14 protein-coding genes are annotated in these 14,108 nt (G+C 73.2%); 11 read left to right on the top strand and 3 right to left on the bottom strand.

Annotation, left to right across the window (positions count from 1 at the left end; translation table 11 throughout):
• The first annotated feature begins 359 nt into the window (after window positions 1-359).
• The 8 genes from LG396_RS19340 (at window position 360) to LG396_RS19305 (ending at window position 7,912) form a co-directional block, all read left to right on the top strand.
• The gene (locus LG396_RS19340) at window positions 360-1,160 is read left to right on the top strand and encodes a DeoR/GlpR family DNA-binding transcription regulator (RefSeq protein ID WP_037744760.1); all 801 of its coding nucleotides are present in this window, start codon (window positions 360-362) and stop codon (window positions 1,158-1,160) included.
• A gap of 318 nt (window positions 1,161-1,478) precedes the next feature.
• Window positions 1,479-2,204 (top strand): C39 family peptidase, encoded by a 726-nt coding sequence (locus LG396_RS19335; protein ID WP_225795710.1) that lies wholly within the window; start codon window positions 1,479-1,481, stop codon window positions 2,202-2,204.
• A 370-nt stretch (window positions 2,205-2,574) separates the two neighbouring features.
• Window positions 2,575-3,489 carry a hypothetical protein gene (locus LG396_RS19330; RefSeq protein WP_225795709.1) on the top strand — a complete coding sequence of 305 codons (915 nt, stop codon included), beginning with the start codon at window positions 2,575-2,577 and terminating at the stop codon, window positions 3,487-3,489.
• Window positions 3,490-3,609: 120 nt separating this feature from the next.
• On the top strand, window positions 3,610-4,824 hold the full coding sequence (locus LG396_RS19325; RefSeq protein WP_130455057.1) for a PAS domain S-box protein: 1,215 nt from the start codon (window positions 3,610-3,612) through the stop codon (window positions 4,822-4,824).
• Window positions 4,821-5,201 carry an STAS domain-containing protein gene (locus LG396_RS19320; protein ID WP_078572714.1) on the top strand — a complete coding sequence of 127 codons (381 nt, stop codon included), beginning with the start codon at window positions 4,821-4,823 and terminating at the stop codon, window positions 5,199-5,201. Before LG396_RS19325 ends, LG396_RS19320 begins: the two co-directional genes overlap by 4 nt.
• 13 nt (window positions 5,202-5,214) lie before the next feature.
• Window positions 5,215-5,622 (top strand): ATP-binding protein, encoded by a 408-nt coding sequence (locus LG396_RS19315; protein ID WP_037744202.1) that lies wholly within the window; start codon window positions 5,215-5,217, stop codon window positions 5,620-5,622.
• Window positions 5,610-6,716: a SpoIIE family protein phosphatase gene (locus LG396_RS19310; RefSeq protein ID WP_225795708.1), complete on the top strand. Its 1,107-nt coding sequence runs from the start codon at window positions 5,610-5,612 to the stop codon at window positions 6,714-6,716. The genes LG396_RS19315 and LG396_RS19310 overlap by 13 nt, the downstream gene beginning before the upstream one ends.
• On the top strand, window positions 6,713-7,912 hold the full coding sequence (locus tag LG396_RS19305) for a sensor histidine kinase (protein ID WP_225795707.1): 1,200 nt from the start codon (window positions 6,713-6,715) through the stop codon (window positions 7,910-7,912). Before LG396_RS19310 ends, LG396_RS19305 begins: the two co-directional genes overlap by 4 nt.
• 60 nt (window positions 7,913-7,972) lie before the next feature.
• Here the strand turns inward: LG396_RS19305 and LG396_RS19300 are convergent, their stop codons facing one another.
• Window positions 7,973-8,680 carry a response regulator gene (locus tag LG396_RS19300; RefSeq protein ID WP_225795706.1) on the bottom strand — a complete coding sequence of 236 codons (708 nt, stop codon included), beginning with the start codon at window positions 8,678-8,680 and terminating at the stop codon, window positions 7,973-7,975.
• A gap of 329 nt (window positions 8,681-9,009) precedes the next feature.
• On the opposite strand from LG396_RS19300, the gene LG396_RS19295 reads away from it, so the two are divergent.
• Window positions 9,010-9,912: a GAF domain-containing protein gene (locus LG396_RS19295; protein ID WP_225795705.1), complete on the top strand. Its 903-nt coding sequence runs from the start codon at window positions 9,010-9,012 to the stop codon at window positions 9,910-9,912.
• Between the two features lie 34 nt (window positions 9,913-9,946).
• Here LG396_RS19295 and LG396_RS19290 read toward each other — a convergent pair whose 3' ends face one another.
• Window positions 9,947-10,408, bottom strand: coding sequence for a Crp/Fnr family transcriptional regulator (locus tag LG396_RS19290; RefSeq protein WP_225795704.1), 462 nt, complete (start codon window positions 10,406-10,408; stop codon window positions 9,947-9,949).
• 364 nt (window positions 10,409-10,772) lie between these two features.
• Here LG396_RS19290 and LG396_RS19285 point away from each other — a divergent pair, with 364 nt between their 5' ends.
• Window positions 10,773-11,339, top strand: coding sequence for a DoxX family membrane protein (locus tag LG396_RS19285; protein WP_225795703.1), 567 nt, complete (start codon window positions 10,773-10,775; stop codon window positions 11,337-11,339).
• A 598-nt stretch (window positions 11,340-11,937) separates the two neighbouring features.
• Window positions 11,938-12,276 (top strand): MerR family transcriptional regulator, encoded by a 339-nt coding sequence (locus LG396_RS19280; RefSeq protein WP_018835254.1) that lies wholly within the window; start codon window positions 11,938-11,940, stop codon window positions 12,274-12,276.
• 73 nt (window positions 12,277-12,349) lie between these two features.
• Here the strand turns inward: LG396_RS19280 and LG396_RS19275 are convergent, their stop codons facing one another.
• On the bottom strand, window positions 12,350-13,780 hold the full coding sequence (locus LG396_RS19275; protein ID WP_308190113.1) for a hypothetical protein: 1,431 nt from the start codon (window positions 13,778-13,780) through the stop codon (window positions 12,350-12,352).
• Window positions 13,781-14,108: the final 328 nt, after the last annotated feature.

Raw genomic sequence — 14,108 nt, 5'->3', positions numbered from 1 at the left:
GGCCCCGCCGTCACCGTCACCCTCGCCGCCGTCGCCACCGCATGCCGTGAGGCCCAGCGCACCGACAGCGCAGACCGTGAGGATCCTGATCGTGCTCTTGCGCATCTCTGACGCCACCTTCGTGGGAACACTTTCCGCGTGGATGCTTGAAGCTGATTGAATCTGGCTCTCTCAGAGCAGTATCGCGCATCCTGTGTGGCGTGAGTATGCATCCATCGATGCCTCGCGTCCAGATGCCACCCCGAACTGCCATCTGACGGGGTCGTTGGCGGTTCGGGGGAGGGGGCCACGTTGCGTGATCGTGCACTTGCGCACAGGGCTACGATGCTCGGCGGACTGTCGCGAGAAGGGGCGGTGTGATGTCCAAGCACGACCGGTGGAGCAGGCTGTTGCAGCACCTGGCCGAGAACGGCCGGCTCGAGGTGGAGGAGGCCGCGTCGGTGCTGGAGGTGTCGGCGGCGACGATCCGCCGGGACCTCGACGAGCTGGCTGAGCAGCAGTTGCTGGTACGCACCCGGGGCGGAGCGATCGCCCATGGAGTGTCCTACGAACTGCCGCTCCGCTACCGGTCCGTACACAACGCCGCGGAGAAGCGCCGTATCGCAGAGGCCGTCGCCGATCAGATCGGCCAGGGGGCAGTGGTCGGCATCAACGGCGGTACGACCACGACCGAGGTGGCACGCGCACTGATCATCCGAGCAGCAGGAGACGGCGCCGAGCAGGTCGCGGGCACGGCGGCGCCAAGCATGACCCTGGTGACCAATGCCCTGAACATCGCGAGCGAAGCGGCGGTCCGGCCCCAGATCAAGTTGGTGCTGACAGGCGGCGTCGCGCGCCCCCAGACGTACGAACTCGTCGGCCCACTGGCCAACGGAGTGATGAGCGACGTGGCCCTGGATGTCGCGATCCTCGGCATCGACGGTGTGGACTCCCATCTGGGACTGATGACTCACCACGAGGAAGAGGCAAGTATCAGCCGCTTGTTCGCCGAACGCGCCCACCGGGTGATCGTGGCTTCCGACTCCTCGAAACTGGGGCGGCGGGCGTTCGCGCGGATCTGCGGCCTGGACCGCATCGACGTCCTGGTGACCGACTCAGCCGCCTCCGGTGAAATGATCGCTCGCCTCACCGACGCCGGGATCGAAGTGATCAGCGTGTGAGATAGCGGTGTTGGGCACAGTGAAACGCCGATGTGGCCGCCCTGCAGGTGCAGGCGAGGAGCCCAGCACGCCGGTCAGCGTCGGGGCATTCGGCCGCGCAGCGCCGAAGGCGCTCGACAGCCGCCGCCGGCAGGTGGGCGGCTCGTCGTCGGTGAGGGACCGGGAGATCGCCCACGCACGTTGACGGCACTGCCCCTGAGGTGGCGCGTTCCCGACGGTGCGGACGCCGAAGTCTACGCGCGATGCGCCCGAGCCTTTCCCTGCTCCCGACGTGCGTGGCATGCTCATGTCCCCCCCCCACAGATTCGAGGACACCTCATGCGGAGAAGAGCTTTCGCCGGCGCGCTCGCACTCACCGCCACGGGCGCCCTGCTGTCCAACGGCACCGCCCACGCCCGCAGCGCCCCCGGTCAAGTGGCACCGATACCGCCACGTCCCGCGAACCCCAACGGCGTTCAGGTCGCAACCGAGGTCGTGCGCGGGCAGCGCTCCGCCTTCCCGGTGCTGCGCACCAAGGAGGTGCACACCAAGGGCGAGCACGTCATCTCGGTGGAGTACCAGGTCCAGGAGACCGGCTACTGGTGCGGCCCGGCCGCCACCCGCTGTGCCCTCTCGGCCCGGGTCGCTCCGCCCAGCCAGGCCACCTTGGCGATGGAACTCGGCACCCACGAGGGCGGTACCGACCACATCAGCCAGATCGCGACGGTACTCAACGCCCGCATCGACGCCGGTGAGTACTTCATACGCGAGATGCCCAATGATCCGCCCACCCAGAGCCAGATCGACCAGCTCTGGGCGGACGTTGTCGATGACATCAACAACAACTACGCCGTCGTCGCCAACATCGTCGCGCCGCCCGGAAACCAGCCGCCCGGATACCCGCCGGATCAGACCGTGTACCACTACTTCACTGTGATCGGGTACGACACCGACTACAACACGGTGCTGATCGCCGACTCGGCCTCGTTCAACGGCTACCAGATCTACTGGCTCAACTTCTCCCAGCTGGCGACCCTCATCCCGCCGAAGGGCTACGCCGCCTGACACCGCGCGCCCCAGCCGGCGCCTTGGGCACGATCCGTGCCGAGCCGCACCGCAAAGGTTCGGCGCGGATCGCGTTCTGGTTGCGGCCGGCCCGCTCCAGTGCATCGCTTGCCGGCCCGTCCCGGCCCGGCCTGCCTGACCGGGCGGCGGCCAGCCCGCTCCGCCGCTACGGGCGCCATACATCGCCAGCTCCGACGAGCCGTGGGCGGTGCTCCGCCGGTGGGTTCATGCCCCGAGTCACCTGATCAGGTGACTCGGGCGGGAGACGGGTCGTCCGGCGGGTCCAGGTGTGTTGGGGTGACCGGCGGAGCGGTCCGCCCGGTGCGGGCCGGTGCACCCTTCCGTGCCGTGGACGCCGACGGGCAGGTTGATGAGCTACACGATGATGCAGCCGGGCGACTTCATGCTGGTCACCCGCGGGCGCGGCTACGTGCCGCAACAGGTCGACCGCGCCGTGGGCGAGCTGGTGGCGGTGCAACAGGCCGCTGCCAGAAGGATCGTCGAGCTGGAGAAGGAACTGGCGGGCCGGGCAAGGCGGCTGGCGCAGCTGCGCGAGCAGGCCCTCGCGACCCGGCCGCCGGCCTACGACGTGCTCGGCGAGGGGGCGCGGAACCTCCACCGCGACGCCGTGGTGGAGGCGCGGCGGTTGCGGGAGCAGGCCGCCGCGGCCGGCAGGTCGCAGACGGAGGCGGCCCGGGTCGCGGGGGAGGAGCGCCGGCGTACGGCGCTCAGAGCCGCGGAGGAGTTGTGCGCCGCGGCAGACGAAGCCGCCCGCGAGCACGTCCGCCAGGCGCGGCTGACGGCCGTGCGGCTGGTCGGGGAGGCACGGCTGCAGGCGGCGGCCATGCGGGAGGAGGGCCGGCGGCGGGCGGAGGACACCACCTGGGAGACGGCGGAGTTCGTCGCCGGGCAGCAGGTCGCGCTGGCCGGGCGGGAGAAGAGGGAGGAGGGGCGAGCCGTGGCGCGGCTGCGGGCGGTGGAGGAGGGGCTGGCGGCGGCCGAGGTCCGCGCCGAGGCGGACCGCTCCGCGGCGGTGCGGCGGCGGGACGAGGCGGCGGCCCGGGCGGCCGTGCTCCTGGAGCGGGCCGGGCAGGAGGCGGCCGACCTGCGCGATCGGGCGTGGCAGGCGGCGCATCGGATCGAGTGCGCGGCCGCACGGGAGCAGGAACGTTTCTCCGCCCGTATCGCCGCGGCCCGCGCCCGCCTCGACGCCGTCCGGAACTCCCTCGCCTCGATCGCCGCCCACCACGACCAGGCGGACACCACGCCCGCGGATGCCCGCTGAGGCACCGGGCTACGCGGCAACGCCGGGCCCTCCCAGGTCGCCTGCACCGCGGTACCCCGGTCGGAGTAGCATCCGGCACACGGACCGGAGCCCGACGGTCCCGTAGGGAGGGGGCCGGAGATGACGGAGGCCGCGGCGGGGAATCCCGAGCCGAACGCACGGCTGCGCGACCTGGAGTCGCTGCTGGAGGCGATCACCGACTACGCCATCGTCAGGCTCGACGCCGACGGCCGGATCACCGGCTGGAGCGGTGGCGCCCGGCTGCTGTACGGCTACGCCGAGGACGAGGCCCTGGGCCGCCCGGCGGCCCTGCTCCACCCCGCCGACGACCGCGACGCGGGGCGGCCGGAGCAGGCGTTGGCCGCCGCGCGGGAGAGCGGACGGTACGAGTCCGAGGGCTGGCGGCAGCGCCGGAACGGCGCCCGCTACTGGGCGAGTTCGGTGCTCACCGTGATCCGGGACGCGAACGGCGACGTGTGCGGCTTCGCGGAGGTGGTCAAGGACGCCAGCGAGCAGCGGCGTGCGGACGCCCTCTTCCGGGGTCTGCTGGAGTCGGCGCCGGACGCCATGGTCATCATCGGACCCGACGGCCGCATCAGGCTCGCCAACCGGCAGACCGGCCTCCTCTTCGGGTACGACGGCGGGGAGCTGATCGGCCAGGAGATCGAGGTCCTGGTCCCGCCGCGGTTCCGCAAGCACCACTACGGGCACCGCGCCGGCTACCTCGCCGACCCCCGCACCCGCCCGATGGGCGTGGGCCTGGAGCTGTGGGGGCTGCGCCGCGACGGCACCGAGTTCCCCGTCGAGATCAGTCTCAGCCCGCTGGAGACCGACGAGGGCGTCCTGGTCGCCGCGGCGATCCGGGACGTCACCGAGCGCCGCGAGACGGAACAGCGCCTGGTGCGGCAGCGCGACGAGATCATGGAGCTGTCGACCCCGGTGATCCAGGTGTGGGACCGGGTGCTGGCCCTGCCGCTCATCGGCACACTCGACTCCGTCCGGGCGGCCCGGCTGACCGAAGGGCTGCTGGAGCGCATCGCCGAGACCCAGGCCGAGGTGGCGATCCTCGACATCAGCGGCGTACCGACCATCGACACCCAGGTCGCCCAGCACCTGCTGCGGACCGTCCAGGCCGCCGCGCTGATGGGCACGGAGAGCATCATGAGCGGCGTACGGCCCGAGACGGCCCAGTCCATGGTCCACCTGGGTATCGACATGGGGCGGCTGCGCTCCCGCAACACTCTGCGCGACGCCCTGCAGTTGGCGCTGGCCCTCCTCAGGGAGCGCGACGAGGCGGCGCCCCCGGCCGCGGACCCCCTGCGGGGGTCCCTGTGACCGGCGGGCCCGTGCCGGTCATGCAGATCGGCGACACCCTGCTGGTCTCGCTGCAGGGCGACCTCGACGACACGACCGTCGTCAGGATCGAGGAGCACCTGACGAACGAGGTCGCCCGCACCGGCGCCGGCGGCATGCTGATCGACGTCAGCGGGCTGAGCGTGGTCGACTCGTTCATCGCACGGGTGCTGACGCGGATGGTGGCCATGGTGCGGCTCCTCGGCGCGCAGGTGGCGGTCGTCGGCATCCAGCCGGCGGTGGCCATCACCCTGGTGGAACTCGGTGTTCCGATGGGCGGTCTCGACACCGCCCTGAACGCCGAACAAGGACTGGCGCTGCTGGCGCGGCTGCGCCGCGCCGACCGCCGTGCGGGCTGACCCGGGAACGGCGGTGCCGGACACGGACGACATCGTCATCTCCGACCAGAGCGACCTGATACGGGTGCGTCAGGCGCTGCGCGCGCAGGCGAGGAGCGCGGGCCTGGGCCTGGTGGACGAGACCAAGCTCATCACCGCCGGCAGCGAACTGGCCCGCAACATCCTCAAGTACGCCACCGGCGCCCGCGGCAGGCTGCGCGCGGAGCAGGTCGCGGCCGGTGGCCGGCGGGGCGTCCGCGCGACGTTCACCGACGAGGGCCCGGGCATCGAGGACGTCGGCGCCGCGCTCACCGACGGGTTCAGCACCGGCGGCGGCCTGGGCCTCGGACTGCCCGGGGCGCGCCGGCTGGTGGACGAGCTGACGCTGACCTCGGCACCGGGCTCCGGGACCACGGTGGTGATCGAGAAGTGGCAGCGGTGACCGGCGCCCCGCACCGGCGCTTTCCCGTCGGCGCCGAGGAGGACGTGGGCGCCCTGCGCCGGGCGGTCGCCCGGCTCGCCGCCGGCCGGCCGGGGCTCCGGGCGGGCGAGGCGGAGTTGGCCGCGACCGAGCTGGGCACCAACCTGCTGCGCCACGCACACCCCGGCGGTTACGTGCTGTTCCGCCCGGCCGGCGACGGCATCGAGCTGATCTCCGTCGATCACGGCCCCGGGATCCCGCCGGAGCGCATGCCCCCGCCGCCGTACGGCTCACCCGCCCCCGGCCCCGCCCTCGCGCCTGCTTCCGTGCCCGTACCGGGCGAGCGGCCGCCCCGCGTCGGCGGCGGGCTGGGCGCGGGACTTCCCGCCGTACGGCGGCTGGCCCGCGACTTCGACTGCTACAGCACCCGCGCCGGCACCGTCGTCCTGGCCCGCCTCGACCGGACCTCCCGGCCCGCGCCCTCCCGCTGGCGCCACGGCGGCGTCAACGTCCCGTACGCGGGGGAGTCCGAATCAGGCGACGGCTGGGCGGTACGCCCCGGCGACGACAGGGTGGAGGCCGTCGTTGTCGACGGCCTGGGCCACGGCCCCGCGGCGGCGGCCGCCGCACGCGCGGCACTTGAGGAGTTCGACCGGCAGTTGGTCACCGACCCCGCCGCGTACCTGGACCGCGCGCACGAGGCGATGCGCGCGACCCGCGGCGGCGTGCTCGGCGTGTGCCGGATCGACGCCGAACACGGCGCGCTGGCGTTCGCCGGCATCGGCAACGTCACCGGGCGCGTCCTGCACGGCGGCGGAAGCGCCCCGCTCCTCGGCCGGCCCGGCACCCTCGGTACGCGGCCGGCGCCGCCGGGCCCGCACGTGGAGCGCGTTCCCTGGGCGCCGGGCGCCACCCTCGTACTGGCCTCCGACGGGATCCGCAGCGGCTGGGACCTCGCCGAGCACCGCGAACTGCTGCGGCACGACCCCGCGCTGGTCGCCGCCGTGCTCCACCGCGACCACGGCCGGCCCGCCGACGACGCCACCGTACTGATCGTCACGGAGGCGGCGCCGTGGGAGCGGGGCGGCCCGCGCGGCCCGGGAGCGGCGCGGTGAAGAGCACGCCTCCGCCGCGTACCCTCGCCGAGGCGCAGGAGGCGCTCAAGCGGCGGGAGACCGAACTGGCCGAGGCCGGACGGCAGATCGCCGAGCTGAGCCGCGAGCTGAGCGACGCCGACCACGGCCTCATCGCCCTGCACACCGAACTGGAGGAGGCCCGCGGCGCCGCCGCACGGCTCGCCGCCATCGTCGTCTCCTCCGGCGACGCCGTGATCTCCATCGACCCGCAGCGCACGATCCTGACCTGGAACCCCGGCGCCGCCCGCCTCCTCGGCCACGATGACGACGCGATCGTGGGCCGGCCTGCCGACGGACTCCTCGCCGAGGGCGCGCTGCCGGCCTTCGAGGACGCGCTGGCCCGCGCGGCGTCGGGGGAGCACGCAGAGCCGGTCGAGACCCGCTGGCGCGCCGCCGGCGGCGGACTCGTCGACGTGTCCGTCACCGTCTCCGCCATGCGGGGCGCCGACGGCGACGTCACCGGCTACTCCATCGTCGCCCAGGACATCGGCCGCCGCCTGGTCCTGCAGTCCGAGCTGGCCGCCGCCCGCGCCGAGCGCGAGGTGATGGCCGACCGCGAGCGGATCGCGCGCGACCTGCACGACATGGTCATCCAGCGGGTGTTCGCCGCCGGCCTGACCCTGCAGAGCGTGGCCGCCCTCCTCGACCACGACCGGGCCGTCGACCGCATCGAGGGAGTCGTCGGCGAACTCGACGCCACCATCCAGGAGCTGCGCAACGCGATCTTCGACCTGCACCGCGCCCCGCGGCAGGCCACGAGTCTGCGGGCGCGGATCTTCGACGCGGCCGCCGCCGCCCGCCGCACCCTCGGCTTCGCGCCCACCGTCACCTTCGACGGCCCGGTCGACACCGCCGTACCGGAGGAGGTCGGCGTCCACCTGCTGGCCGTGCTGCGCGAGGCGCTGTCCAACATCGGCAAGCACGCCCGGGCCTCCGCCGCGGAGATCGCCCTCGAAACCGGCACGGAGCTGCTGCTCACGGTCAGCGACAACGGCCGCGGCCTCGGCCCCGGTACGCGCCGCAGCGGGCTCGCCAACCTGAGCGAGCGCGCGACGGAACTGGGCGGCACCTTCGAGGTCACCGCCCGGCCGAGCGGCGGCACCCGGCTGGCGTGGCGCGTGCCCCTCACCGGGCGCTCCCTCCCCGGGCACCCCGGGGGATCCGCCGGGCCCTGAACCTTCCCGCGGCGCAGCGCGCGCAGCCGCCCGCCCGCCCGTCCGCTCGCCCCGGGCGGGTCAGCGGCGGCCGTCCGGCCGCTTGCCGTCCGTGTCCGCCGACTTGGCCTGGCTGGCGATCATCGCCGCCTGGATGCGCCGTTCGACGCCGAGCTTGGACAGCATGCGGGAGATGTGGTTCTTGACGGTCTTCTCGGCGAGGAAGAGCCGCTTGCCGATCTCCCGGTTGGTCAGCCCCTCGCCGATGAACTCGAGGATGTCCCGCTCCCGGTCGGTCAGCGACGCCAGCGCCGCGTCCTCGGGATCGGGCTCGGCCTCCTGGCGCAGGCTTTCCATCAGCCGGGTCGTGGTCGCCGGGTCGAGCATCGACTGGCCGGTGGCGACGGTGCGTACGGCGTTGACTATCTCCGCGCCGCGTATCTGCTTCAGCACGTAGCCGGAGGCGCCCGCGAGGATGGCGTCGAGCAGCGCCTGGTCGTCGTCGAAGGACGTGAGCATCAGGCAGGCCAGCCCGGGCATGCGGGAGCGCAGTTCGCGGCAGACGGTGATCCCGTCGCCGTCGGGCAGCCGCACGTCCAGGACCGCCACGTCGGGCCGCAGGGCCGGGCCGCGGGCCAGCGCCTCGGCGGCGTCGGCGGCGTCCCCGACGACCTCGATGTCCGGCTGCGCGTCGAGCAGGTCGTGCAGCCCGCGGCGTACGACCTCGTGGTCGTCGAGCAGGAAGACGCGTATCGGACGCTGCGCGGTGAATGCGGGGGTGTCGGCCATGGGTCTCCTCGAAGGATCGGTCGCACGCCCGCTGCCATACGGGTACGTGAGTACCTGAACGCAGCACGATTATCCGCCCCGGACGGGGGGCGGGCGGCAGGGGCCGGGTGGACCCGGGGACGGGGCGGGCCGGGCCGCGGGTCTTCCGCTACGTCCCGGGCCCCGGGAGCCGGACGGTCCCCTCGCCGCGTACCGTGCGGCCCTACGCGCCCGCCGCGGCGGCGACGGACCCTTGCGGGAAAACCGACGACGGGGGGCCGACGGCCGCGAAGCCGGCCCCCGCGCAACGCCGTCGACCCGTACCGGCTCCGCCGAAGGGATGGCGCTGCATGCGAGGGGAACCCTCACATTCCGGCGGCGAGTCCGACGCCGCGGACGAGAGCGTACTCTCCGCCCTCGCCGCCGCCGCGGGCATGGCCATCGAGAACGCCCGGCTGTACGAGGAGTCCCGCCGGCGGCAGCAGTGGCTCGCCGCCTCCGCCGAGGTCACCGCCGCGCTGCTGTCCGGCGAACCGGAAGAGGCCGTGCTCGGCCTGATCGTCGAACGGGCCCGGGAACAACTCGGCGCGCGGCTGGGATCGGTGGCGCTGCCCGTACCCGGAGCCGGGCTGCTGCGGGTGGCGCTCGCCCGCGGCCCCGGCGCCGAGGCGCACCGGGAGAGGCTGCTGCCCGTCCACGACTCGCTCTCCGGACTCGCGTACGCCGGCGGCGAGCCCGTGCTCAGCGACGACGTACGAAGCGAGCCGCGCCTGTACGGCAGCACCCTGCGGGACGTCGGCCTCGGCCCCGCGGTCGCCGTGCCGATGGGCACCGAGGAAGGCCGGCGCGGCGTGCTGCTGCTCGCCCGCGCCGCCGGCGAACCGGCGTTCGCCCCCGAGGAGACCGCGCCGCTGCAGGGCTTCGCCGGGCAGGCGGCGCTGGCCCTGGAACTGGCCGACCGGCGCCGCGACGCCGAGCGGCTGGCGCTGGCCTCGGACCGCGAGCGGATCGCGCGCGACCTGCACGACCTGGCCATCCAGCGGCTCTTCGCCATCGGGATGACGTTGCAGAGCACGGTCCGCCTGGAGCGCACCGCGAAGGGAGAGGAGAAGCTGCTGCGCGCCGTGCGCGAGCTCGACGAGACGGTCGAGATCATCCGGTCCACGATCTTCGGCCTGCGTACGCGCGGAGAGCACGGCCGCGGCGCGGAGGCCGCCGGGCCCGGCCAGGGCCCGGCGCCCGAGGGCGGTTGACCGGGCCGTCCCCGCACCGCGCCGTGGGGCACGGTCAGAGCCATGCCCCGCTGCCGTAGGGCCCGTACAGGTCGAGCAGACGGGTACGGGCCGACTGCAGCCGGTGCCCGATGATCTGGGCGACCCGGCCGGCGACGGCCCGGCCGGTGACGGGATCCGCTTCGCAGAAGGCCCGTACCACCCGGGCGTCGAACTCCAGGGCCCGCACCGGGCTCAGGGCCTGCGCCCCCAGGTGCCACTGGTACGGCGGGAAGAGCCACGACCAGCCCAGCAGGTCGCCGGCGCCGAGGGTCTCCACGGTGGCGGCCTGGCGCCCGGGCACGTGCAGGTCGAGGGTGACCGAGCCGGTGCGCAGTATCCAGAAGCGGTCGGCGCGCTGGCCCTCGTTGAAGATCCGCTGCCCGGCGTCGAACGACACGCTCGCGGCGGTCTCCAGCAGGCGGTCCCGCTTCTCGGGTTGCAGTGCGCCGAGCAGGCCGGTGCTCGTGTTGATCACGACTTCTCTCCCTCCGGTCGCGGCCCCCTGGCGGCAACGGGACCGAAGCCAGGATCCGGCGCCGCGCCCGTACGCCTCAGGTGCCGCCCGGGGACGACCGGGGGGCCGGTGGTCCCGCCACGACCGGTCGACGGTCCTTCCCGGGACCCGCCGCCAGGCGCACCTGCACCGGACCTCGTCCGAACGTCCCCCGCCACCCCAGGACGTTCGCCCCGGACCGGCAGCCGAAGCGCCCTTCGGCCCGGCGACCTTCGGACCCGTACGGGGGCCTCCTCAGACCACCCGCGGGCGGCGCCCCGAACGGGAGATTGGAGGTGCACGGACCGGATGGCAGCGAGACTCACGCAAAAGGGAGCGCACAACCATGGCAGTGCAGCAGCAGCCCGAGGCCGTGACGAGCGAGAGGGCCACGTCCCCGGTGGCCGGCCAGGTCCTGGCCGCCGTCCGGGTGGTCACCGGTCTCGTCTTCCTCTGGGCCTTCCTGGACAAGGCGTTCGGCCTCGGCTACTCGACCCCCGGCAGCGGCGCCTGGATCGACGGCGGCTCGCCCACCGAGGGCTTCCTCGGCAACGTGGCGGTCGGCCCGCTGGAGAGCACCTTCCACTCCTGGGCGGGCGACGCCTGGGCCGACTGGCTGTTCATGCTCGGCCTGCTGGGCATCGGACTCGCCCTGGTCCTCGGCGTGGCACTGCGCCTCGCGGCGCTGGGAACCACGGTGATGATGGCCCTGATGTGGATAGCCGAGTGGCCCCCGGCGAAGCACCTGTCGGACGGCTCACCGAGCATGTCGTCGAACCCGCTGATCGACTACCACGTCATCTACGCGGCCGTGGCCGTCGCCCTCGCGGTCACCCACGCCGGGAACACCTGGGGCCTGGCCCGCACCTGGACCCGCCTCCCCTTCGTCCGAGACCACCGCACCCTGCAGTGACCACACACCCCGACACGGCGGGCCGGGCACCTACTGCCCGGCCCGCCGCACGTCACGCGCGTCAACGGCAACCGGTGGGTGCCGAGCCCTCGCAGTCGGGCAGCCGTGAGAGGACAAGCCCCACACCCGTGCACCTCTCATACCTGAGACGCCTGCGCGCTTGCAATCTTTCGTATGTCTGAGCTGTCGGAAGCCGCCTGCCTCGCGCTTGGAAAATCTGTTGCGGCCGAAGTAGACATCCGCGGCGGGCTGTCGTAGTCTTCTACTCGTAGCCAAGAGATCGAGAAGGCGTGGCAGAGGACGAACTGCCCGCAGGAAAGAAAGCAGCGACAGTCAAGTAGATGAGAAGGAGGCAGCAGACGCCATCAGGATCGCCCGGGCGAGATCGTGAACAGCCCGGGTACCGCAGGCCCCGGAACGGAAGGTGGTCACACGGTCACACATCCGCGATCCTCGCACTCCCCGCCTCGTCTCTGGCGGCAGTGCGGATAACAGTCGCCGGCATCTGTAAGCCGGCAGATGGTGTTGCAAACCCCCTCGGGCCCTGGCGCCGTTCGGCGCCAGGGCCCCTCGATGCGTTTCCCTATCAGAGGTGTGCATGACCGAAGAAGACCCGCTCGGCCGTCTCGACGACGATGACTACCCCGCCTACACCATGGGGCGCGCCGCCGAGATACTAGGAACCAGCCCCGCCTTCCTCCGCGCCCTCGGAGAAGCCCGCCTCATCACCCCCCTCCGCTCGTCGGGCGGACACCGGCGCTACTCCCGCCACCAACTGCGACTCGCCGCCCGCGCCCGCGAACTCGTCGACCAGGGCACCCCCGTCGAGGCCGCCTGCCGCATCATCAGCCTCGAAGACCAGCTCGACGAGGCCAAGCGCATCAACGAAGAACGGGACCGGCAGGCCCCCGAAAGCCGCCCCAAGTCCGACGCCTGAATCGGCGCACCCACCCCGGCCTACGGCAACCTCCGTGCGCATGTGTGCCGGGTGCGGGGAAGGTGCCGCCTGATCAAGCGTCCCCGGCCCTGCTGGACCTCTGGACGGCCGGGCCGATGTACGCGTAGATCTGCCGGTGGACGTGGATCAGCCGCCAGCTGCGGGCGAAGGCCGGCGGCGGCACCGCACGGGTCGTGAGCACCGCTACCGGGATCCGGCCCGCCTCACGAACCAGCGCCGCCACAGTGGTGTTGCCGTTGTGGCCGTCGGTGTCGACGGACGAGCAGGTGGCGCTGAAGGCGATCGGGATGTGCGGCGCGGCTGCCTCGTCACCGGTGAGCAGGCACGGCGGCCGGACCCCCGCGCGGTTCAGCGCGCCGGCGGTCCTGGCCCAGTCGCGGTGGCCTTCGGTGGCGCGACCGACGAGTGAGTGCAGCACGGCCAACTGCACCACCAGATGCCCGGCGAGAGCGACAGCGGCCAGCGTCACCGCAGTCGCCCGCCAGGCAGCGCTCCGCGCGGCCCGTACCAGGGAGGCGAGGCCGCAGGCGACCGGAATCGCCAGCAGGGCGTACGCCGGCAGCAGGAACCGGGGAGCGGCGTAGCCGATCAGGAACAGGTACGGGAACGCGGCCGCCGCCGCGCAGGCAAGCGGCAACGCGGTGGCCCCGACGGCCCGCCGTGCCCGGACCGCCACTGCCAGCCCGGCCGCGGCCAGCACGGAAAAGACGAGCCACCAGGCGAACAGCACCGGATTCGGCATCCCGCCCGTGCACGGCCGGCACAGACTGCGCCCGCTCTGACTGCGCATCTGGTCGTCGATGGCGAAGTTCCAGCTCAGCCCGCCCTGGATGAGCGAGGCGTCGTGAAGCCGCCGGCCCAGGCCGCCGTAACCGGTGTACGCCTCGATCACCCATGCGGCCGCACCGACCGCGAGTCCCGCCGCGAGGGCGAGCGGCAGCCGGCCGTACCGCCACTGGCGGACGGCGAGCGCTGCCATGAGCATGGGCAGGCCCACCCACGCCGCGTCCATCGGCCTCATCAACGCCATCAGCGCCCCGGCTGCCGCGAGTCCCCACACCGGAGCGCGCCGGGTCCGGTCCGCCTGGGCGCTGAGGAAACAGCCGACACCGGCCAGCGCCCCGATCGCCACCCAGTAGTTGGGCATCGCCTGCGGGCCGTAGAAGAGCGTCACCCACAGCGAGGCGAACAGGGCGCCGCTCAGGGCGACCACCTTCGCGGGGACCAGACCGCGCCAGGCGCGCAGGGCCAGCCACAGCCCGATGCCGGACAGGACGGCGAGGTAGACCCGCAGCAGCGGAGTCGACGACGACCAGCCCGCGATCGGCGCCACCAGCAGCGAGACGCCGCGGGCGCGCGGGGCGCTGAAGAACGCCGCCGGGGCGTGCCCGCTGATCTGGCTGACGTACACCGTCTCGTCCCAGCCGAGCCCCATCCCGGGGCGTACGAGGGCCAGCTGTGCCAGCGTGAACGTCACCGCCACCGTCGCCGGCAGGAGCCTGCTGCTCAGCGCTGGTCCTCGGCGGACCAGAGATGCCTGGGCAGTGCTCGGCGTCACGGCAGTCATTCAGCGCCCTATGCAAGGTAGTGTCGGCGACGGCTTTTAGGGCATACAGGAACAAACAGGGTCATTCTGCTCGGGAGTGTAGCGCGGAGGTGGCCGAGGTCCTGCTAGGCGACGGGCTGATCCTGCTGCTTTCGTTCCGCGCCGCCGCGAAGAGGTGAACGCCGTCCTGGTCATCCCTGTGTACGACGGCGGGTGGGCGGGATGGACGTGGGCACCGTCAAACCGGAGGCTGTCCATCGCACGC

The sequence above is a fragment of the Streptomyces aculeolatus genome (assembly GCF_020400605.1).
In the GTDB taxonomy this organism is placed as follows: domain Bacteria; phylum Actinomycetota; class Actinomycetes; order Streptomycetales; family Streptomycetaceae; genus Streptomyces; species Streptomyces aculeolatus.
Note: the sequence above shows the minus strand (reverse complement) of the source record. Positions and strands in the feature narration are given on the sequence as shown.